Source organism: Micromonospora sp. NPDC047521 (assembly GCF_055587305.1).
In genome coordinates this window covers 214,947-234,309 of the sequence record NZ_JBVJGN010000008.1, presented here as the reverse complement: position 1 = coordinate 234,309, position 19,363 = coordinate 214,947, and the positions used below count along the sequence as shown (strand labels likewise).

Genomic DNA, 19,363 nt, shown 5'->3' with positions numbered 1-19,363 from the left:
ACGCCGCTGGCGCGGCCGCGCCGGTCGCCCGGCTGCGGGACCGGTCGTGACACGGATGCCCGGTCCGGCGACGACACCCGGTGTCGGCGACGACCGGCGCGCAGGCGAAGGAGGAGCAATGAGCAACGACATCCCGTCGTCCGCGCGGCGACCGACAGCCAACCAACTCTGCCTGTATCTGGGCGAACAGACGGCTTTCTGGGCCGGCGGTCTGCACCACAGCCGGGCGGTTCTGGTGGCGGGTGACGTGGTCCTCGCGGCGCTGGCTGCCGCGTGCGCGGATCTCCAGCGTCGCCACGCCGCGCTGCGCAGGCACTTCCGCGACGTCGACGGAGAACCGCTGCTGGTGCCGAGTGAAGGATGGCCCGTCGAGTTCGTCGCCGGCGTTCCGGGACCGTTGGCGACCGCGCTCACGGTGGCCGCCGCCGACGCGAGCCGTCCTTTCGACCTGGACGACGGGCCCGCCATCAGGGTGGGCGGGTATCCGGTGCAGGGCGGTGGCACCCTGGTGGCGCTGACCATCCACGCGGCGGTGGGCGGCCGGTCGGCAGCGTCGCGGCTGCTCGACGAGCTGGGTGAACGGTATCCCGCGGCACTCACCGGGCCGCCCTGGCCGTCGACCGGCACGCCGTTGACCGAGCAGGACGGCCCTGACCGCGTCGCCGACGCTGCCGCCACGCTCGACAGCGTCGGTGCCCTGACCGCGGCACCGCAGGCGATCGCCTGGCCCGCCAGCCGTGGCCGTGGGCGCAGTCACGGTCGGTCGATCACGACGCCCTGGTCGCTGGAACCGAACCAGACCGCACAGGTACGACGGTTCGCCGACCAGGTCGGCGTCTCCCCGGCCACCGTCCTGCGGTGTGCCCTGCGCGTCCTTCTCCTGCGCGAGACCGGCGAGTCGGACGTCCCGATCGGCTCACCGACGCCCACCCGAACCGGCGACACCGAGGTCACGCCCGAGGACATCCAGATTCTTCGCCACGCCCTCGACGCGCACACGTCGGTCGTCGACGCCGTCCGGGCCGAGCACACCACGGCGACGCGGCCGGTGGACCATCCGGGCGTGCTTAATGCGCTGCTGACGCGGGCGCTGCGATCCGAACGGGACGCCGGGGTCGACGTCCAGGTCGGGTTCCGGTGTGACACGGCGACTGACCGGCCCACCACCTGGGCCGCCATGGGGGCCAGGGACATCGATCTACAGGTCACGCACTCGCCGTACGAGCTCGAATTCGACGTGACGTTCGATGACGATCATGTCGTCGGGGCGTGGCGAGGTGCGGTCGGGCTGTTCGACCAGGACACCCTCGATCGGATGGGGCGCAGCTACTCCACCCTGCTGCACGAGCTGGTCCAGTCCCCCGCCGGAGCGATCGGCGCGCTCGACGTGATCCACCCGACCGACCGGGCCCGGCTCGCGACGTGGGAGGCGCCAACCCCTGGCGCGAGCGGTGACGACACACTCGTCGAGTTGGTCGGTCGGTGGATCAGGCGTACGCCCCAGCGAACGGCAGTGGTGATGGCCGACGTCGCACAGACCTACTCGGACCTGGACGCGGTGGCTGACCGGATCGCCGCCGGGCTGACGGCGCTCCAGCTCCCCCCGGAAACACCGATCGGCATTCTCGTGGCCCGTCGTGTGGAGCTACCGGCCATCCTGCTCGGAGTCGCCCGCGCCGGTCTGGCCGCCGCGCCCATGGATCCGGACCATCCCATCGAGCGCCTGTCGTACATCGTCAGCGACAGCGGATGCGGAGGGGTGATCACCGACGGCACCCTGCCGGCCGACCGGGTGACGGCGCTCGGCGTACCTGTGGTGCCGCTGGGCGACCTGCTGACGGCCACCCCGGCACCGATCCGCCGGCCGCCGCACCCGGACTCGCTGGCCTACGTGCTGTACACCTCCGGGTCCACCGGCCGTCCCAAGGGCGTCGCGGTGACCCACCGCGGCCTGGCGAACTGCCTGGTCGCCACCCGGAAGCTCCTCGACTTCCAGCCGGAACAGTCGCTGCTCGCGGTGACCACGATCTCCTTCGACATCGCGATGCTGGAGACCTTCCTCGCCCTGACCAGCGGCGGACGGACGATCCTGGCGACCAGCGCCCAGGCGCGCAACGGAGCCGAGTTGCAGGCCGTGTTGGAACGGCATCGACCCGATGTCATGCAGGCGACGCCCATGACATGGCGGATATTGTTCGCGACGGGTTGGCCGGGCGATCCGCGGTTGACCGTGTCGTGTGGCGGCGACGTCGTCTCGCCCGAACTGGCCAGCCGCCTGGTTGCCTGCACGAAGGAGTTCTGGCACACCTACGGGCCCACAGAGGCCTCGATGTACGCGGTGTGCGAACGACTGCCGCGGGAGCCGCAGCCGTCGATCGTGCCGGTCGGCCGTCCGTTGCCCGGCGTCTGGCTGCGGATCCTCGACGCCGCGGGTCTGCCGGTGCCACCCGGTGTGGTCGGCGAGCTCTACATCGGCGGCGTCGGGGTGGCCCGGGGTTATGTCGGTGCGCCCGGGCAGACCGCCGAGCGGTTCGTGCCCGACCCGACCGGCGAGGGCGGCCGCCTCTACCGCACGGGTGACCTGGCCCGGTGGCGCGCCGACGGCCGACTGGAACTGCGGGGACGCAACGATCGTCAGGTCAAGATTCGCGGGCATCGCATCGAACCGGACGAGATCGAGCGCGTCCTGAGCGGCCATCCGGACATCGCGGTCGCCGCGACTGTGGTGGCCGGCCGGGACCGCGACAGCAGAAGCATCGTGGCGTTCCTGCAGCCACGACAGCCGGGGGCCGGCCAGGAGCTGGTGAGCCGGGTCGCGGCGCACGCCCGCCAGGTGTTGCCCGCGTACATGGTGCCGTCCTCGTACGCGCTGATGAGCACGATGCCACTGACCGCGACCGGCAAGATCGATCGGACTGCACTCTCCCGCATCAGGCCACCGCGACGCGACGACGCCGAGAGCGACCAGGAGACACGTTGGGTCCAGAAGGCGTGGGAGTCGGTGGCCGGGAAACGCGTCGACCACGATGAGGACTACGGCCAGCTCGCCGGGAACCTGCCGAACGCCTGGAAGCTGCGCGCCCACGTACGACGGGAGTTGGGCGTCCAGCTCCGTCTGGACGACATCGTGGCCGCGGCCACCGCCGCCGACCAGGCACAGCGGATCCGGCAGGAGCAGCTCGCCGCCGGCGCGCCGCCGCTGCGGTGGTCTGGTCCTACGGACCGGGCCGCACTGGTGCTGCTGCAGGGGGACGCGCCCTGGCCGGCGCAGGCTGTGGCGGAATTCGAGCGCTGGTTCAAGGTGGCGGTCCTCGAGGTGCCCGACGGGCGCCCGCAGGACGTGCCGGCGTGGCTGGCGACGATCGACGCTCCGGGCGGCACCGTTCTGGCCGCGTACGGCGAACTGGTGACACAGGCGGCCGAGTTCGCCCAGACGGTGCGCGGGCGGATCGGCGTGGGGCCGAAGGTGCTGGCCGTCGAACCGGCCGCGCCGAGCGGACCGCACCCGCCGGAGCACGCTCCACAGTGGGTGGCGAGCCGCGACCGGGACCTGCTCCGTTCGTGGCGGGCGACGGCGGCGGAGGCCGACGTCGTGCTGGTGGCCCTGGACCACGACGCACCGATGGACTGGTCGCTGCTGGCGTCCGTCGTCGCCGGGATGAGATGACCCGGCCCTCCCACGACTCCCGTCCGGCCAGCGGTGGGGCGACCGCCACCGTTCCGGACGGTGGCCCGGCAACCGCGAAGTGGTCGACAACGGCGGTCAGGGACGACGGTGGACCTGTGGAGGCGACCAGTCGTCCCCGTGCCAGCGGCGATCGTCAGTACACCAGAGATGGATGGTCAATGACCGCGAACATGAACACCGCCGAACTCGACCTCCCCTCGCTGCCCGAGCCGGGCCTCACCCCGGCCCAGGTGATAGCGAGAGCCGAGGCGATGGTCCCCGAGCTGATCGAACGCCAGGCCGAGGTGGAAGAGCGCGGTTTCTACGCCGAGGACATCCACGAACGCTTCGCCCGCAACGGCTTCTACCGGATCCTGGTGCCCCGTCGCTACGGTGGGTACGAATTCGGGGTGGAGACCTTCCTGCGTGTCTCCATGACTCTGGTACGTGGCTGCTCCTCGACCGGCTGGATGTACAGCCTCGGGGCCTCGCACGCGCTCATGGCCGCGACGATGTTCGACGAGCGGGCGCAGGCGGAACTCTTCAGCGGCGGGGACTTCGTGTGTCCCAGTACCGCGGTTCCCAGCGGATCCGCAGTACCCGCTGCCGGCGGCGGCTGGACGGTCAACGGCACCTGGTCGTACTGCTCCGGGGCGCCGTACGGGACCCACTTCATGGCGCACGCACTGATGCCCGGGGAAGGTGGACGCCCCCCGTCGACGCTGCTCTTCGTGGCGCCGCGGCGCCAGTGGGTGCGGCTGGACGACTGGGGACAGCTTCTGGGCCTGCGGGGTAGCGGTTCGCACAGCATCACGATGGAGAACAGCCACATCCCCGACCACCTGGCTCAACCCGGCGTACGGATCGTCGAGCACGACGCGACGTCGGGCACGCCTGGGCGGACCCTGCACGGCAACCCGGAGTACGGTGGCACGCTGCATGCCTTCATCAGCCTCCTCAACTGTTCCATGGCGGTGGGCATGGCGCGGGGAGCGCTCGACGCGTACGAGGACCTGCTGCGCGACCGGACGACTCTGGCGCCGCCGATGGTGCCCCGCTATCAGGACCCGGACTACCAGCTCTGGTACAGCGACGCCTTCGGGATGATCGGTACCGCCGAGGCGGCCCTGCTGAACGCGATTCAGCAGTGGCACCACGTGGCGGCCCAGGGTCCGGCCGCCGCGACCAGGGAATCGGACCTGCGCCTCTCGGCCATCTGCCGTCAGGCCGCCAACCTGTGCTGGGAAGCGATGGGGCAGTACATCATCCCCACGGCGGGCTCGAGTGCCCTGCGGCACGGTGAGCGCCTCGAGCGGGTGTGGCGGGACATGTCCACGCTGCGCACCCACGCCGGCCTCTCGGTCCTGCTGCCCACTGTCGCCCTGCGCGGGCTCGCCAGGACCCTGGCGCGCTGACGCGCTGCGCGAGCCTGGCGCGCTGCCTGCCCTTGGCGCACGACGACCCCTGAGTCGGCGCCGACGACGATCCCGACCCGGTGCACCACCGCCTGGAGGGATCGTCAGGCGTGCCCATGGTCGCAGGATCGGTGTCGGAACGCCGGCGTCGAGGGCTGTCGCACCACGACACCGCCGGCCGATCGAGCCGACCTGCGGTGCGCGGACGGCGGCCCGGCCACCGCAGGATCTCCGGTGGTCCTCACCGGCTGTCCGGTGGCCGCTCCCGTACCGGGCGTACGCACGAGTCAGCACCGCCGCGCGGGGGACTCCCGGCGCGCGGCGGTGCTGCCCATTGCGGTGGAGTTCGGAGCGCGATCGGCGTCGACCGGCCGGTCGCACGAACGCCCGGCCGGCCCTTCGGCCGTCAGCCGCTCGACCCGCTCGCGGCCGATGCGGATGCCGTCACGGCGCCACCGCCGGTGAACCCGGTCCGTGCGGGTGCGACAGGCCACCGCCCGGATCGCGTCACGCGGTCAACAGCTCGAGCCGCTCGGGCCCGTCGCTGATGATGTCGAGGAAGTGCTGCCTGATGTCATCGACGAGGCTGGAATCGTGCAGGTCGGTGCGCACCTGCACGGCGACGTGGAGCCCCTCCGGGGTCGGCGTCACCAGGAGCATGACGACGAAGAAGGACTTCGTGGCGAACGCGGTGCCCTCGCTCACGAGAACCCCGTCCATGTCACCGAGGCTGAGGCTGGGCGTCGAGTTGTAGTTCAGCGCCACCATCCGGTCGAGGGGGATCACTCCCTCGGAGCCGCTGAGCGCGTCGGCCAGATCCTTCGGGGCGAGCAGGGCGTCACGCGCGGACATGGCCTGCTGATACGAGCCGCGCACCCGCGCGAGGAGGTGCCGACCCGAGCGGGACGGACCATTCGGCCGCAGCAGGATGGTGCCCACCCTGTTGGTGACGGTCCTGTCGATCACCTCACCGGAGTTGTTCGCGATGGGCACCATCACCGCGAAATCCGGCAACGCGCCCGCCCGGACGATCGACTCCACGTAAACCGCCGCTATACCGACGGACGGCGGCATGCCATTGGCTCGGGCGTAGTCGTTCCAGGACCGTAGCTGGGACTCCGGTACCTGGAAGCTGCGCAACACGGCCGGACCCGCGGGCGAGTACCGCGATCCGTCATGCATCGGGGTTGCCTGTGCCGCCCCGTCGCTGCGGCCCGGGAACTGGCAGGTCGGCAGCTCATGCAGTTCGTCGCGCCAGTACTGACGCTGAGCCTCGATGTCCGACGACGCGAGCTGGTGCCGGAAGTCGCAGGCCATCTCGGCGAGTGAAGCCGTCCGGCCCGGCCACTGCGGCGCCTTTCCGGCCACCCGCGCCGCGTAGGCCACCGGTAGTTCTGCCGTCAGGATGTCCCACGAACGACCGTCGAAGCCCGAGTGGTCCACCGCCACCCCGAACAGGGTGCGGCCGCTCTCTCCACTGCGTACGAGCACGCACCGCCAGACCTTCCCCTCGTCGACCCGCAGCGGTATCCGCAGGGTCCGCCTGAGTGCCTCGGCCGCTGCCTTGTCACTGTCCTCGTCGGCCAGCCGATGAAACTCCGCCTGTCCCGGATCGGCAGGCACCTCAGCGAGGCCGAGCTCCGGACCGTGCAGATACCGGGCGTGCAACGCCTGGTGACGGCGGTGAACATCGGTTGCGGCACGCTCCAGAGCGGCCACGTCGATCTCGCCGTCGAACCACCAGGCGATCTCGACCACGATCTTCTGCGGAACCGTTTCGGCCTGGATCGGAGTGATGGCCACGAGTTCGTCGCCTTCGGCGGCGGAGGGCGTGGTGGGGACGTCCGGTTCGATTCTCGCGGGGGCTCGGTTGGTATCGATCCAGGCGGCGAGCTGGGCCACGGTGGGAGTCCGGAAGACCTGGGTGAACCTGACCCGCACCCCTGTCATCTGCTCCAGCCGGGCACAGGCGACAGTCACCCACACCGAGTCGAGCCCGAGATCGAATACGGAAGCCGTACGCGGCAGGCCAGGAACGTCAAGCATCTCGGCGAAGAGGCGCTCGACCATGACCTCCGTCTCGCCTCGTGGGCGCTCGTCCCCGACAACGCCGGACCCAGCAGCGGTATCGGAGGCCTCCAGGGCTTCTTGCTGCGTCATTTCCACTCCTCGAAGGGATGGCAAGGGCTGGCAACAACGGTTGCCCAGGAGCCGAGGATCGCTCGACCCTCTCCGGCGTGGCACCTCTCGGGTTGCCTCCCCCACCCACGTCAGACACCGTCACGACTTCGCCGGGCCCGGGGCAATCCCTGAGGTGCGTCCCGGCGAACCGGCTGCCACGTTGGGACCCGCACAGGACCTTCAGCTCCGGCATCGCGAATGGGGAAAGGTATGGGATCCAGCTCCGACCGGGAACAGCTCGCCACACAAGCCACTGAGGCACCGTCGGCGGAGCTGCCCGAACCACTGTTCGCCAACCCGTCGGCCTACCGGGCCCCCGGCACGCGCCAACAGGAGACCCTCTGCTCGCTGTTCGCGGAGGCCCTCGGCGTGGCCAGGGTGGGAATGGACGACAGCTTCTTCGACCTCGGCGGCCAGTCACTAAACGGCGTCCGGCTGATCAACCTCATCAACAAGGAACTCGGGTCGGAGCTGTCGATCGACGAGTTGTTCGACTTCCCGACCGTCGCCGAACTGGACCAACACCTCGGGACCGACGGGTACGGGGCTCCCACTCAGCATCAGACGGCAACCAGCAGGAGGCAGGCGTGACCACAACCGACGCCGAGGGTCGGGCCGCAGCGGCCACGGTGGCCCCGCTATCTCTCAACCAGGAGTTCAACAGCCTCTTCGACGGGGGCGGCGACGACGGCCCGTTCGGTTGCCGCAACCACGCGGTCTCCGGGTGGCGCGTCACGGGCGGTCCCGTCGACAGTGACGTCCTGCGCGATGCGCTGCTCGACGTCGTGACCCGGCACGAGGCGCTCCGGACGCGCATCGCCGGGCCGCCCGACGACAGGTACCAGGAGATCCTGCCGCCGAGCCCGGTGCGGTTGGATGTCCGCGACTTCCCCGCCGTTCCCGAGGCGTCCCGCGAGGAGCTGGCCGAGGCGCTGATCCACGAGATCGAGACGGAGACGATAAGCGCGTACGATTCGCCGTTCCTGCGTGCCACGCTGGCCAGGTTCGATGACCGGGACGCGGTCCTGGTCCTGATGGCGCATCACATCAGCGTCGACGGACAGTCCCTGACGGTGATCGTTCGGGACCTGGCCAATCGCTACGCCGCCCGGACCGGGCACAGCGTTCCGGACCTGCCAACGGCCCCGCAGTACCGCGAGTACGGCACCTGGGAGCGTGAGGTCGCCACATCGGAGGCGGCGCGCGAGTACTGGCGCCGGCGGCTGGACGGCGCCCTGTTCACGGCGATGCCGACAGACCTGCCGCGCTCGATGGGTCTTGCCGAGTCGACGGCCCGGCACCGCTTTCTGGTGCCGGGTGACGTGGTGTCGGCCGTCGACCGCGTGGCCAGGTCGAACCGGGCCACCCGCTTCATGGCCATCGCCGCGATCTACCAACTGCTCATCAATCGGCGGACCGGCGTCACGGACGTGGTGATCGCGACGTTCACGCCGGGCCGCGGTGGAGGGCTCTTCGACGAGACAGTCGGTTCGCTCTACAACTTCGTACCGCTGCGAACGGACCTCAGCGGGTGCAGGTCGTACGAAGAGGTGCTCCAGCGGACCCGGCGGACGTGCCTCGAGGCGTTCGCGCACGACATACCGTCCATTCAGATCTTCAACGAGGCGCCGCAGCTCATGGGCCCGGTGATGACCGACAACGCGACGGCGATGGTCCTCCAGAGCGTCCCCCTGAACCCGATCGTGGACGCGCCCGGTGACCTGAGGTACGTGCAGATCACCCGTCTGCTGAAGTCGCAGGAGCTGGCTTCCGCGGTGCCGGACGGCGCGCTGTGGGACGTGAACAAGGATCTGTCGGGCGATGCCATCGGGTCCGTCTCCTACAAGAGAAACCTCTTCCACGAGGAGACCATCGCCTCCATGGCAGCGGAGTTCGGTGAGATCGCACGCGCCTTCAGCTCGTCCGCTGACGCTTCACCGGGTCTGGTCTGACATCCGCGCCGCGAGGAAAGGACGTGCTTCGTGACAAGTAACCCGAACAGCATGCGATTCGGTATGTTCGTCCCCCAGGGTGGCGATTTCGAGCTGGCCGGCATACCGGCGACCAAGCAGTGGGACGTGATACTCGATCTCGCCAAGGCCGCCGACGCCGGGCCGTTCGAGTCGATCTGGGTCTTCGACCATTTCATCACTGATCCGCCGTCCGACGAGTCGACGTTCGAGGCATGGTCGATGATGGCGGCCTTCGCCGCCAGCACGTCACGGGTACGGCTGGGGCAGCTCTGCACGTGCGTGGGCTATCGCAATCCGGCCTACCTGGCAAAGGTCGCGGCCTGCATCGACGTCATGTCCGGCGGCCGGCTGGACGTGGGCATCGGCGCGGGCTGGTACGAGCACGAGTGGCGTAGTTACGGCTACGGCTTCCCCAGCGTCGCGGACCGGCTGGGCATGCTCGACGAGTGCGCGCAGATCATGCGGCAGATGTGGACGACAGGCTCGGCCACCCTGCTGGGGAAGCACTACCAGATCGACGGGGCGATCAGCCGGCCGCTGCCCCTGCAGGAGGGCGGGATCCCGCTGTGGATCGGGGGCGCCGGTGAGAAGAAGACCCTGCGGACCGCGGCGAAGTACGCGCAGTACACGAACTTCGGGGCGTCGCTTGAGGGGTTCAGCCACAAGTCCCAGGTCCTGGCCGAGCACTGCAAGGATGTGGGCACCGACTTCGACGCGATCGTCCGCTCGGTCCTGCTCAATGTGACGATCGGCGAGACCGAGAAGGATGTCGCCGACAGGTTGGCCTGGGTCCGGGCCCACTACGAGCCGCTGCTGCCGGCCAAGCAACTCGAGGCTCTCCTCGGTTACTGGACGGACGGCCTGATCGGCACACCGGAACAGATCGTGGAGCAGCTGAACAAGGCCGGCAAGCTCGGCGTCGGGTACGTGATCGCCAGATTCATCGACGCCGCCTACGACCGGACGAGCATGGATCTGTTCGCCACCAAGGTGCTGCCGGAACTGACCAGGTAATTCTCGCCCGGAACAGCACCCGGGGGTGGCTCAGCGGGCGGCCGGCGCCACCGTCGCGTGGCGCGACCCGGTCCAGCAGCGGTGACGCGGTCACCGCTGCTGGACCCTTTCACGAACGGGGGCGGCCGAGCGGACCGTGACGCTCGCCGCCAGCCCGGCAACGCCGAAACCCGACCTGCCCGACCTCGTCGTTCGGACCACACAGCAGCTGAAGATTTCACTCTGCAGCGGTTACCATCGATTGCCGCACCGGCCTCGTGGCCGAGGCGGCGGTCGCTGTCGAACGGGCGGGCTGAGTCGCCGATCGGGCGAGTTGAGGGGGCGGCGGGTGTCGGCTGGCGGGTTCTCGGCGAAGCGATGGGTTCGGGTACGGGACCTGCTCGAGCGTCTCGTCGGCTCTGGTTTCGTTCCCGGCGCCCTGGTGGCGCTCTCCCGCCACGGCGAGGTTGTTGTCGAAGCCACGGGAGCCCTCGCGTTCCAGGGCGCCGGGGCGGGGATCCCGATGGCGGGAGACACGATCGTTCGGTTGGGGTCGATGACGAAGCCACTCGTCGCCGCGTGCGCGATGACCCTGGTGGAGGACTGCACACTGCGTCTGGACGACCCGGTGGACGACCTCCTGCCGGAGCTCGCGGACATGAGGGTGCTCGCCGATCCGGCTGGGCCGCTGCACGACACGGTCGCGGCGAACCGCCCGATAACGCTGCGGGATCTGCTGACCTTCACCCTCGGTACCGGCACGATCATCGCCGATCCGGGAACGGTTCCGATCGACGAGGCGCTGAACGCGATCGGCAGGCGGGATCTGGACGAGTGGGTGCGCGACCTGGGGGCGCTGCCGCTGGTCCATCAGCCGGGTGAGCGCTGGATGTACGACACCGCCGCCGACGCCACAGGTGCGCTCATCGCCCGGGCCACAGGCATGTCCGTCGGGGAGGCCCTGCGCGAGCGGATCTGTGCGCCGTTGGGGATGAGGGACACCGGGTTCAGTGTGGACGGTGACAGCCTCGGCCGGTTCGCGACGGCGTACGAGCGGGACAGCGGCCCCGCCGGCGAGGCGGTCGTCGAGGACCGTCCGGACGGTCGGTTCAGCCGGCCGGTGACGTTCGAGGGCGGTGGTGGTGGGCTCGTCTCGACTGCCGACGACTACCTCGCCTTCGCTTCGGCTCTGCTCGCCGGAGGCACCCGCCATGGCGAGCGGGTCCTCTCACGGCCGTCGGTCACCCTGATGACGACCGACCATCTGACAGCCGCGCAGAAGGCGGTGTCCGGATTCGAGCCCGGGTATTTCGACAATTTCGGCTGGGGTTTCGGGATGGCGGTCATCACCCGGCGTACCCGCCTGGGTCCCTCGGTCGGCAGCTACGGATGGCCCGGCTTCTACGGCACGGCCTGGTACAACGATCCCGCTCAGGACATGGCGATGGTCGTCGTCATGCAGCGGGCGCACATGGGGGATCAGAAACTTCCGCTGTGGAGCGACTTTTGGACCGCCATCTACCAGGCGATCGACGACTGAGCCGCACAGCACCGTCGGCAGCCACCGCTCGCCCCCACCTCGGTCGTCAGGTTGGTCGGAGGTGCCGACAGGTACGCCGACTCGCGCATATCGGTCGATGGAGTTGACGGTGCCAGCCAGTCGATCGTGTTAACGTCTCCCAACCACTTTCATCCTGCGGCCAGTTCGGAGGGTTGACGATGCCGACGAGCGAACGCGTCGACAGGCGCTACAGCGATGAGGCCGGCCGGCTGGTCCCGTGGGCCGAGGCCGAGGCGAGGCTGGCCGCGGCGGATCTCGCCTGGGTGGTGACCGTACGACCGGACGGCCGTCCCCACGCGACGCCTATGGTGCCGGTGTTCCACGACGGGAAGGTCTACTTCCACACCGGCAGCACCGAGGTGAAGTACGCCAATATCCAGGCCAACCCCCACGTGCTCGTGCTCGCCGGCGACACCGCCTGGGAGCAGGGTCTCGACGTGGCCGTCGAGGGGATCGCCGTGCCGGTCACCGACGACGCTCTGCTGCGCAAGCTCGCCGAGCTCTACCGCGGTCGCTGGGACGGCCGCTGGCAGCTCGACATCAAGGACGGCGCCATCGTCTCGGATATGCCCGACACCCAGATCGTGGCCTTCGAGGTGACGCCGAGCAGGGCGTTCAGCCACGCCAAGGGCGACCCGTTCAGCCAGACCAACTACCGCCTCTGACCCCAGCGGTGCCGACGCGGCCGGGCCGAGCGCAATGCCGCTCGGTCGCAGTTGACGATGAGCCCGCGCACCACGCGACACACCCGCGCAACGACGCGGCTCGCGGCAGCCGGCCCCGCCCGTCAGGCCGCCGACACCGTCTTGCGACACCGTGATCACCGCCGCTGCGCTGCGCTGTGAGCACCTCGACCACCGCGCCGGCCTGCCCTGACGCGCGCCATCCGGACGCCTTTCGCGACTCCGGCCGCCGTGGGATCCGCACCGTGCGGGCGCCGACATCTCCACCGGGCGCCCGGCAATCTCAAAGATGCCGCATCTGCTGCTCAAGCCGCATTGTCGTAGAACGAGCACAATGCGGCCCTGGTCAAGGACGCCAGGGCAGCTGAGATGCGGAAGGAAGATCTGCGTGTGACCGTTGACATCGCCAACACCCCGGGGCAATACGATCGGACACTGGCAGAAGAGTTTCCCATTCTCCCACCCACACAGTACGACTCCACGATTGTCGGGGTGGGCACGGCCTCGTCCGCCACGTCCTACTCGCAGCAGGACCTACTGGACACCTTCGCGATCTCCGACCCGAAGATCCGCTCGGTCTTTCTCAACAGCGCGATCCGCCGGCGCTTCCTGGAGCTACCGCTCCCGGCACCGGACGGCACGCCGTCCTCGGAGACGCAGGCGGACCTTCTCGGACGGCACAAGAAGCTCGCCGTGGACATGGGAAAGCGCGCCCTCCAGGCATGCCTGGACGACGCCGGTGCGACGATTTCCGATATCCGCCACCTGTGCTGCGTGACATCCACCGGATTTCTCACGCCGGGGCTCAGTGCCCTGCTCATCCGCGAACTGGGCATCGACAGGCACTGCAGCCGGACCGACATCGTCGGGATGGGATGCAATGCCGGTCTCAACGCCCTGAACGTGGTGTCGAGCTGGTCCGTGGCCAACCCGGGCGAGCTGGCCGTGGTGTTGTGCACCGAGGCCTGTTCCGCCGCCTACGTCCTGGACTCGACCATGCGCACCGCGGTCGTGAACAGTCTGTTCGGCGACGGCGCCGCCGCGCTGGCCGTGGTGGGCCGCCCCGCCGGCGAATCCGCGGGCACACCTGGTCGTCCGCGCATCCTCAAGTTCGCCAGTTGCATCATTCCCGACGCGGTCGATGCCATGCGCTACGACTGGGACAGCGTCCAGAACCGGTTCAGTTTCTTCCTCGACCCACAGATCCCGTACGTCGTCGGCGCTCACGCGGAAATCGTCGCGGACCGCCTGCTGGCGAACACCGGCCTGCGTCGCAGCGACATCGCGCACTGGCTCGTGCACGCCGGAGGCAAGAAGGTGATCGACGCGGTGACTGTCAACCTGGGACTGAACCGTCACGAGGTCCGGCACACCACAGGCGTTCTACGTGACTACGGCAACGTATCAAGCGGATCGTTCATTTTCTCGTATGAACGGCTCCTGCAGGAGAGAGTAACCGCCCCGGGCGATTATGGAGTGCTGATGACCATGGGTCCTGGTTCCACGATCGAGACGGCGCTGGTCCAGTGGTGAGCGCGGAAACCGTCCGGAGAGGTAGGGGTGAGCAGGATGCCGCCGACGGCGCGCGAGATGACGTGGCGCTTCGCATCGACGGCTCGAAACCCCTGACGATGGAGTCCGTCGCCGCTGTGGAGGCCATCTGCGCGGCGGCCGAGTCGGAGATGTCCACCACCATGCTTCCGGTGCAGGTGACCGGGACGCCTGGCAAGGACTGGGCCCACGGCCTGGACGTGGCACTTGTCAGCAAGTGGGAGCGGTCACTGCGCCGGCTCGAGCGGCTCACCGTCACGACTGTCGCTGTGGCCTCCGGCGACTGCGGTGGCCTCGCCCTGGACGTCCTGCTGGCGACCGACTACCGGATCGCCACGCCGGACATCCGGCTGTCCCTGTTCGTTGACGGGGAGGCCACCTGGCCGGGCATGGCGGTCTATCGACTCGCCCAGCAGGCCGGCGGGACCCGGCTGCGCCGAGCGATTCTGTTCGGTGCCCACCTGGACGCGCAGGAGAGCGTCGACCTGGGCCTCGTCGACGAGGTGACCGACGATCCGACCACGGCCCTGGCCGCCACCGCCGAGATGATCAGCGGTCTCTCCGGCCGGGAGCTGGCCATCCGCCGGCAACTGATGTTCGATGCGGCGAGCACCAGTTTCGAGGACGCGCTCGGTCGCCACCTCGCAGCCTGTGACAGAGCCCTGCGGCGGGCGGCCGCTGCCGGGACGCCGTAGCGGATCCCACCCCGAGGTCGCGCCGGGAATCCGGGTGAGTTGGGGCCGTGGCTGGCGAGCCACGGCCCCAACTCACCTTTCGTCATGTGGGCGGGCAGCCGGCGGCCCGGGATGGTGGAGGCGGACCGGCACACCGCGGCGTGGAGGCACCCCGCCGTCAGGACCCGCGGACCTGTGGCTACGCCGAGCTGAGCAGGCGATCGACGTGTCGGTGGGCAGGCCCCTGGCACTGTGAAACCGACCTGGTCCGGTGACGGGCTCCGGTCACGCGGAAGGCGACCGGCGCTCTGGTGAGCACCGGTCGCCAGTGACGTCCCGTCGGACAGCTCAGTCGCGCGGGCAGTTCTGGTAGACCGCCAACTGCCACCTGTCGTCGCGCCGAACCAGGATCCAGGAGGCCCGGATGGCGTCCCGGTCCGCCAGTTCCGTCTCACCGGACGCGATCACCCCGCCCGTGGTCAGCAGCGCCACGGCGCCGTCCGCGAGCGGCTTGAGGTCGATGGGCGTACCGGTGACCCGGGTGCCCTCGTACGGGCCGGCGTAGCTGGCCGACATGAACTTCCGGATCTCGTCGCGGCCCTTCTTGTAGACGCCGGGAAGGATCAGCGTTCCGTCCTGGGTGAACAGGTCGGCGAACGCGTCGGCGTCGTGCGCGGCCCAGGCCGCGACCATCCGCGCGGGTACGGCGGCGATCTCGGCCTGCTCGGCGCCGGAGATGGACGGCGCGGCGACCGGGGAGGAATTGGTCGTCATGGTCTCTCGCTTTCGTCGTACCGGATCGGACACTGCTCTGCTGGGCTGGTGCACGCTCGGGCGCCGGTGACCCGGGCGCCGGCGCGGTCAGCGTCTGAGGGAGCGGGCGAACGTGCGGATGTCGCCGACCAGCAGCTGCGGCTGCTCCAGGGCCGCGAAGTGGCCGCCACGGTCGAACTCGGTCCAGTGGGTGAGGGTCGGCATGATCTGTTCGGCGAACCGGCGTATCGGCCGCACCGCGTCCTTGGGGAACGACGCGACACCTACCGGCATCGCCAACGGCCACGGCCCGCCCCAGGTCCTGGCGAAGTCGGCGTCCATGTGGCTCGACTCGTAGTACAACTGGGCGCTGGACCCGGCGGTCGCCGTCAGCCAGTAGATCGACACCGCGGTGAGGATGGCGTCGCGGCTCACCGCGTCCTCGGGCACCTTCGCCGAGTCCGTCCACTCCTTGTACTTCTCGGCGATCCAGGCGAGCTGCCCCACCGGTGAGTCGGTAAGCGCGTACGACAGCGTCTGCGGACGGGTCGACTGGATCCGCTGCCAGCCGGTGCCGTCCTGCATGAACCGGCCGGTGAACTCCAGCCGGGCCAGGTCCGCCTGGTCCAGGCCGGCCATCGCCGCCGGGTCCTGCGGCGGGAAGGTGACGCACATGTTGAGGTGGATGCCCACGACGTGCTCGGGGTCGGCCAGGCCGAGCCGCAGCGAGATCGGCGTGCCCCAGTCTCCGCCCTGGACCGCGTAGCGGTCGTAGCCGAGGCCGCGCATCAGTTCCTTCCACGCGCCGGCCACCCGGCCGGTGTCCCAGCCCACCTGCCCGGTGGGGCCGGAGAACGCGTACCCGGGGATCGACGGGATGACCAGGTGGAACGCGTCGGACGGGTCGCCGCCGTGCTTCACGGGGTCGGTCAACGGCTCGATGACGTCCAGGAACTCCGCCACGGTGCCCGGCCAGCCGTGCGTCATGATGAGCGGCAACGCGTTCGGTTCAGGTGACCTGATGTGCATGAAGTGCACGTTCGCGCCGTCGATCTCGGTCACGTACTGCGGGTACGCGTTCAGGCGTGCCTCGGCTGCCCGCCAGTCGTAGCCGCTCTGCCAGTAGTCGGCCAGTTCCCTGAGGTACCCCAGCGGTACGCCTCGGCCCCAGCCGACCCCTGGCATCTCGTCCGGCCAGCGGGTGTTGGCGAGCCGCTGCTTCAGATCGTCGAGTTGGGACTGCGGAACCTCGATACGGAATGAGCGCATCCTGCACCTCCAAAACTAGTCACGGGCCTCTGCGAGCGGCGCGGTGGCCGCAGGCGTACGGCCACCGGATTGCCGGAACGTCCGAAGAACCCTGCCGGGGCGAAGGAGAGCCGACGGCTCGTCGACGAGGCCGGCGACCCTCATGAAGGCATTGGTGAGGCTCTCGTCGTGGACCGCCGCCCGCTGGAGCCGGGCGACGTAGCTGTTGATCATGCGGACCTTGGCGGTCCGGCGGCCCTCCACTCCCGAGTAGCCGAGGTCCGCGATCGCCGCGAAATCCCAGGGTGAGTCGATCTGGCGGGAGATCGCCTGGAAGAACTCACGCGCCGGTGGCACCTTGGCCTTCGTGAGCTGATCGGCCAGGACCTGGGACTCGATGGCGGCGACAGCCATGCCCTGTGCGTACACCGGGTTGAAGCTGCACACCGCGTCCCCCATCACCAGCAGGCCCTCCGGGAACCGGGACAGTCGCTCGTAGCGACGGCGGACGCTCGCCGGGAAGCGGAACATCACCGGGTCGTCGATCGGCTCGGCCTCGCGGATCGACTCGTAGATCTCCGGCACGGGCAGCGACCGGACGAAGGCGAGGAAGCCTTCGGGGTCGGTTGGCGGGTGGTCACCGAGTACACCGGTGAGGGACAACTCGACGCGGCCGTCCTCCCCGGGAAGCCGGTAGTAGAAGGCGCCACGCGGATGTGAGGGGGTCGCCGCCGCGATGATGGCGATGTCGCTGCCGAACGGATCGCGAGGTACCCGGTAGTGACGCGTGGTGTAGGCGAGATCGACCTTCACCCGGTCCTCGGTCGGCCGGGAATAGCCCAGCTCCTCCAGCCAGGCCGGCGTCCGTGACCCTCGGCCGGTGGTGTCGATGACCAGGTCGGCGGAGAGCACCTCGGGGCCCGAACCTCCGTCCCGGGCCTGCACGCGCACCCCCGTGACGCGGGCCGCGTCGGGGGTCGTCTCCAGCCCGACGATGTCGTACTGCTGGAGGAACCGGACATTGCTTATCGCTTCCACCCTGCCGCGTACGAACCGCTCGATGACAGGCCGGGTGCAGGGCACCGAGAGCAGGCCCGTCTGTGCCTGGCGAAGCTGCATGCCGTTGAAATACCAGCGGATGTCACCGCTGAAGTCGCCCGGCCGGACACCGGCGGCCTCCAGCTCCGCCATGAGGCCGGGGAACCGCTTCTCGAAGATCTGCTGGCCGCGGCCGACGAGGCCGTGGGCGTGGCGGCCGTGCGGCACGCCGCGCCGGGGGCCCGTCACACCGGCCAGCTCGTCCCGATCCACCACGACCACTTCCGGGTAGACCCCGGCGAGTACGTCGGCGGCGAGCAGGCCAGCCAGGCTCCCGCCAAGTACCACCGCCCGGTTACCGAGCTGATCAGGCATCGCGATCTCTTCCTTCCCTGTGGGGCCAGGAACGTGCGCCTTGACGTACCGGCGGCCGCCGTATCGGGCAGGCGAAGGCCCGTCATTCGCCTCGTGTCCCGGCGGAACCAGAGCCAGAATCGGGGATGGCGGCGGGCCGGGCACCTTGCGCTGTGCTCCGGGACCGGGACCTGACGCCCCGTGCGCAGGAACCGATCGAGCACCGTCCGACAAGGCTCCGGGGGCTCATCGGCGAAGACTGGCTATGGACGACGGTCAGTCGATTCGATCATGAGCTGGCGATGACCTGGCGGCACCGATCCCTGGGCGGCGGTTGGCCCTCGGACGGCGGGGCCGCCAGCCGCATCGGCGGCGCGAGTGCACGAGGGAGCGGCATGACGCATTCGGGCGACGAGCGGATCCTCAAACGGTTGAGCCCCGGCGACACCGATCCGATCCTGGTAGCCGACTTCCAGGCGATGTCCATGTCACCGCGCCTGAGCGAGATGCTCAGCGAACGGATCCAGGGCCGGGCCGTGTTTCAGATCGATCCCATCGGCGTGCTGTCCGAGGACCGCCGGTACCTTCCGCTGCCGGAGCTGGCCGCAGCCTGCGTGGCCGAACTCCTGGACGCTGGCGCGGACCACGGCCAGGTGCAGGTCATCGGGCACTGCAGCGCCTCGCCGCTGGCCCTGCGGGTCGCGGGCCTGCTGTCAGCCACCCTTCCGGTCACCGCCGTTCTGGTGAACCCGACGTGGCCCGACGACGACCACGTGATCGGGAAGTTCACCGAGTTCCTCGGCAAGTTCGGTCCGACCACCCGCACTCCCCCGGACCTGACGGCGGACCCCGAACTCGTCGTGTCGACAATGGAGCGGACCCTCCTGGACGAGGTGAACGCCCTGGCAGCCAGCAGGGGTCTCAGCGGCTCGGCGGGAGCGTTCTCCGACCTGGTGGTCTGGTATCGCGCCTGGCTGGCCTTCGTGCTGGCCGGCCGGAACGACACGCAGGCCGGGCCGGCCGCCGGACGAGCCGCGGTGACGGTGCTGTCCGACTCGCCCTCGACCCTCACGGTGCCCGGCCGGAACGAGGACTCCTACCTGGTGCGCGAGCTGCCGGCGCAGCCGGTCGGCACTGTCACCCCCGAGCTGGCCGAGATTGTCGCCACGACCATCGTGCCGAACCTCCGGACGGCGTGACGAACCCGTCCGAGAGCGACGACCACGAACCCTGTTGCGGGCCGCCTGTGCGATACGGGCGGCCCGCATGTCG

Annotated in this window: 14 protein-coding genes; 10 read left to right on the top strand and 4 right to left on the bottom strand. The window is 69.6% G+C overall.

Annotation, left to right across the window (positions count from 1 at the left end; genetic code table 11):
• The first annotated feature begins 118 nt into the window (after window positions 1–118).
• Window positions 119–3,667, top strand: coding sequence for a non-ribosomal peptide synthetase (locus ACZ6N8_RS19490; RefSeq protein WP_466011659.1), 3,549 nt, complete (start codon window positions 119–121; stop codon window positions 3,665–3,667).
• Between the two features lie 179 nt (window positions 3,668–3,846).
• Window positions 3,847–5,082 carry an acyl-CoA dehydrogenase family protein gene (locus tag ACZ6N8_RS19485; RefSeq protein WP_466011658.1) on the top strand — a complete coding sequence of 412 codons (1,236 nt, stop codon included), beginning with the start codon at window positions 3,847–3,849 and terminating at the stop codon, window positions 5,080–5,082.
• 507 nt (window positions 5,083–5,589) lie between these two features.
• Here ACZ6N8_RS19485 and ACZ6N8_RS19480 read toward each other — a convergent pair.
• Window positions 5,590–7,242, bottom strand: coding sequence for a condensation domain-containing protein (locus tag ACZ6N8_RS19480; protein ID WP_466011782.1), 1,653 nt, complete (start codon window positions 7,240–7,242; stop codon window positions 5,590–5,592).
• Between the two features lie 231 nt (window positions 7,243–7,473).
• Here ACZ6N8_RS19480 and ACZ6N8_RS19475 point away from each other — a divergent pair, with 231 nt between their 5' ends.
• The 7 genes from ACZ6N8_RS19475 (at window position 7,474) to dpgB (ending at window position 14,719) form a co-directional block, all read left to right on the top strand.
• On the top strand, window positions 7,474–7,854 hold the full coding sequence (locus ACZ6N8_RS19475; RefSeq protein WP_466011656.1) for an acyl carrier protein: 381 nt from the start codon (window positions 7,474–7,476) through the stop codon (window positions 7,852–7,854).
• Complete coding sequence (locus ACZ6N8_RS19470) at window positions 7,851–9,215, top strand: condensation domain-containing protein (RefSeq protein WP_466011654.1); 1,365 nt, start codon at window positions 7,851–7,853, stop codon at window positions 9,213–9,215. Before ACZ6N8_RS19475 ends, ACZ6N8_RS19470 begins: the two co-directional genes overlap by 4 nt.
• 51 nt (window positions 9,216–9,266) lie before the next feature.
• A complete protein-coding gene (locus ACZ6N8_RS19465) occupies window positions 9,267–10,250 on the top strand; it encodes an LLM class F420-dependent oxidoreductase (RefSeq protein ID WP_466011652.1) in 984 nt (327 codons plus the stop codon).
• Between the two features lie 136 nt (window positions 10,251–10,386).
• Window positions 10,387–11,769: a serine hydrolase domain-containing protein gene (locus ACZ6N8_RS19460; RefSeq protein ID WP_466011651.1), complete on the top strand. Its 1,383-nt coding sequence runs from the start codon at window positions 10,387–10,389 to the stop codon at window positions 11,767–11,769.
• A 179-nt stretch (window positions 11,770–11,948) separates the two neighbouring features.
• Window positions 11,949–12,455: a pyridoxamine 5'-phosphate oxidase family protein gene (locus tag ACZ6N8_RS19455; protein ID WP_364363139.1), complete on the top strand. Its 507-nt coding sequence runs from the start codon at window positions 11,949–11,951 to the stop codon at window positions 12,453–12,455.
• A gap of 387 nt (window positions 12,456–12,842) precedes the next feature.
• Window positions 12,843–14,006, top strand: a complete 1,164-nt coding sequence (gene dpgA / locus ACZ6N8_RS19450; RefSeq protein ID WP_466011649.1) for a 3,5-dihydroxyphenylacetyl-CoA synthase DpgA — start codon at window positions 12,843–12,845, stop codon at window positions 14,004–14,006.
• Between the two features lie 62 nt (window positions 14,007–14,068).
• Entirely contained in the window at window positions 14,069–14,719 is a 651-nt protein-coding gene (dpgB, locus tag ACZ6N8_RS19445; protein ID WP_466011648.1) for an enoyl-CoA-hydratase DpgB, read from the top strand.
• 327 nt (window positions 14,720–15,046) lie between these two features.
• Here the strand turns inward: dpgB and ACZ6N8_RS19440 are convergent, their stop codons facing one another.
• The 3 genes from ACZ6N8_RS19440 to ACZ6N8_RS19430 form a co-directional block, all read right to left on the bottom strand.
• A complete protein-coding gene (locus ACZ6N8_RS19440; RefSeq protein ID WP_466011646.1) occupies window positions 15,047–15,472 on the bottom strand; it encodes an SgcJ/EcaC family oxidoreductase in 426 nt (141 codons plus the stop codon).
• An 87-nt stretch (window positions 15,473–15,559) separates the two neighbouring features.
• Window positions 15,560–16,720, bottom strand: coding sequence for an epoxide hydrolase family protein (locus ACZ6N8_RS19435; protein WP_466011644.1), 1,161 nt, complete (start codon window positions 16,718–16,720; stop codon window positions 15,560–15,562).
• Between the two features lie 15 nt (window positions 16,721–16,735).
• Window positions 16,736–18,112: an FAD-dependent oxidoreductase gene (locus tag ACZ6N8_RS19430; protein ID WP_466011642.1), complete on the bottom strand. Its 1,377-nt coding sequence runs from the start codon at window positions 18,110–18,112 to the stop codon at window positions 16,736–16,738.
• A 374-nt stretch (window positions 18,113–18,486) separates the two neighbouring features.
• Between ACZ6N8_RS19430 and ACZ6N8_RS19425 the strand changes: the two genes are divergently transcribed.
• Window positions 18,487–19,290 carry a hypothetical protein gene (locus ACZ6N8_RS19425; RefSeq protein WP_466011641.1) on the top strand — a complete coding sequence of 268 codons (804 nt, stop codon included), beginning with the start codon at window positions 18,487–18,489 and terminating at the stop codon, window positions 19,288–19,290.
• The last annotated feature ends 73 nt before the right edge of the window (window positions 19,291–19,363 follow it).

Bases quoted from the DNA above. Each gene is read 5' to 3' on its own strand.
- ACZ6N8_RS19490 (WP_466011659.1), top strand. From the start codon at position 119: ATGAGCAACGACATCCCGTCGTCCGCGCGGCGACCGACAGCCAACCAA.
- ACZ6N8_RS19485 (WP_466011658.1), top strand. From the start codon at position 3,847: ATGACCGCGAACATGAACACCGCCGAACTCGACCTCCCCTCGCTGCCC.
- ACZ6N8_RS19480 (WP_466011782.1), bottom strand. From the start codon at position 7,242: ATGACGCAGCAAGAAGCCCTGGAGGCCTCCGATACCGCTGCTGGGTCC.
- ACZ6N8_RS19475 (WP_466011656.1), top strand. From the start codon at position 7,474: ATGGGATCCAGCTCCGACCGGGAACAGCTCGCCACACAAGCCACTGAG.
- ACZ6N8_RS19465 (WP_466011652.1), top strand. From the start codon at position 9,267: ATGCGATTCGGTATGTTCGTCCCCCAGGGTGGCGATTTCGAGCTGGCC.
- ACZ6N8_RS19455 (WP_364363139.1), top strand. From the start codon at position 11,949: ATGCCGACGAGCGAACGCGTCGACAGGCGCTACAGCGATGAGGCCGGC.
- dpgA (WP_466011649.1), top strand. From the start codon at position 12,843: ATGCGGAAGGAAGATCTGCGTGTGACCGTTGACATCGCCAACACCCCG.
- ACZ6N8_RS19440 (WP_466011646.1), bottom strand. From the start codon at position 15,472: ATGACGACCAATTCCTCCCCGGTCGCCGCGCCGTCCATCTCCGGCGCC.
- ACZ6N8_RS19435 (WP_466011644.1), bottom strand. From the start codon at position 16,720: ATGCGCTCATTCCGTATCGAGGTTCCGCAGTCCCAACTCGACGATCTG.
- ACZ6N8_RS19430 (WP_466011642.1), bottom strand. From the start codon at position 18,112: ATGCCTGATCAGCTCGGTAACCGGGCGGTGGTACTTGGCGGGAGCCTG.
- ACZ6N8_RS19425 (WP_466011641.1), top strand. From the start codon at position 18,487: ATGACGCATTCGGGCGACGAGCGGATCCTCAAACGGTTGAGCCCCGGC.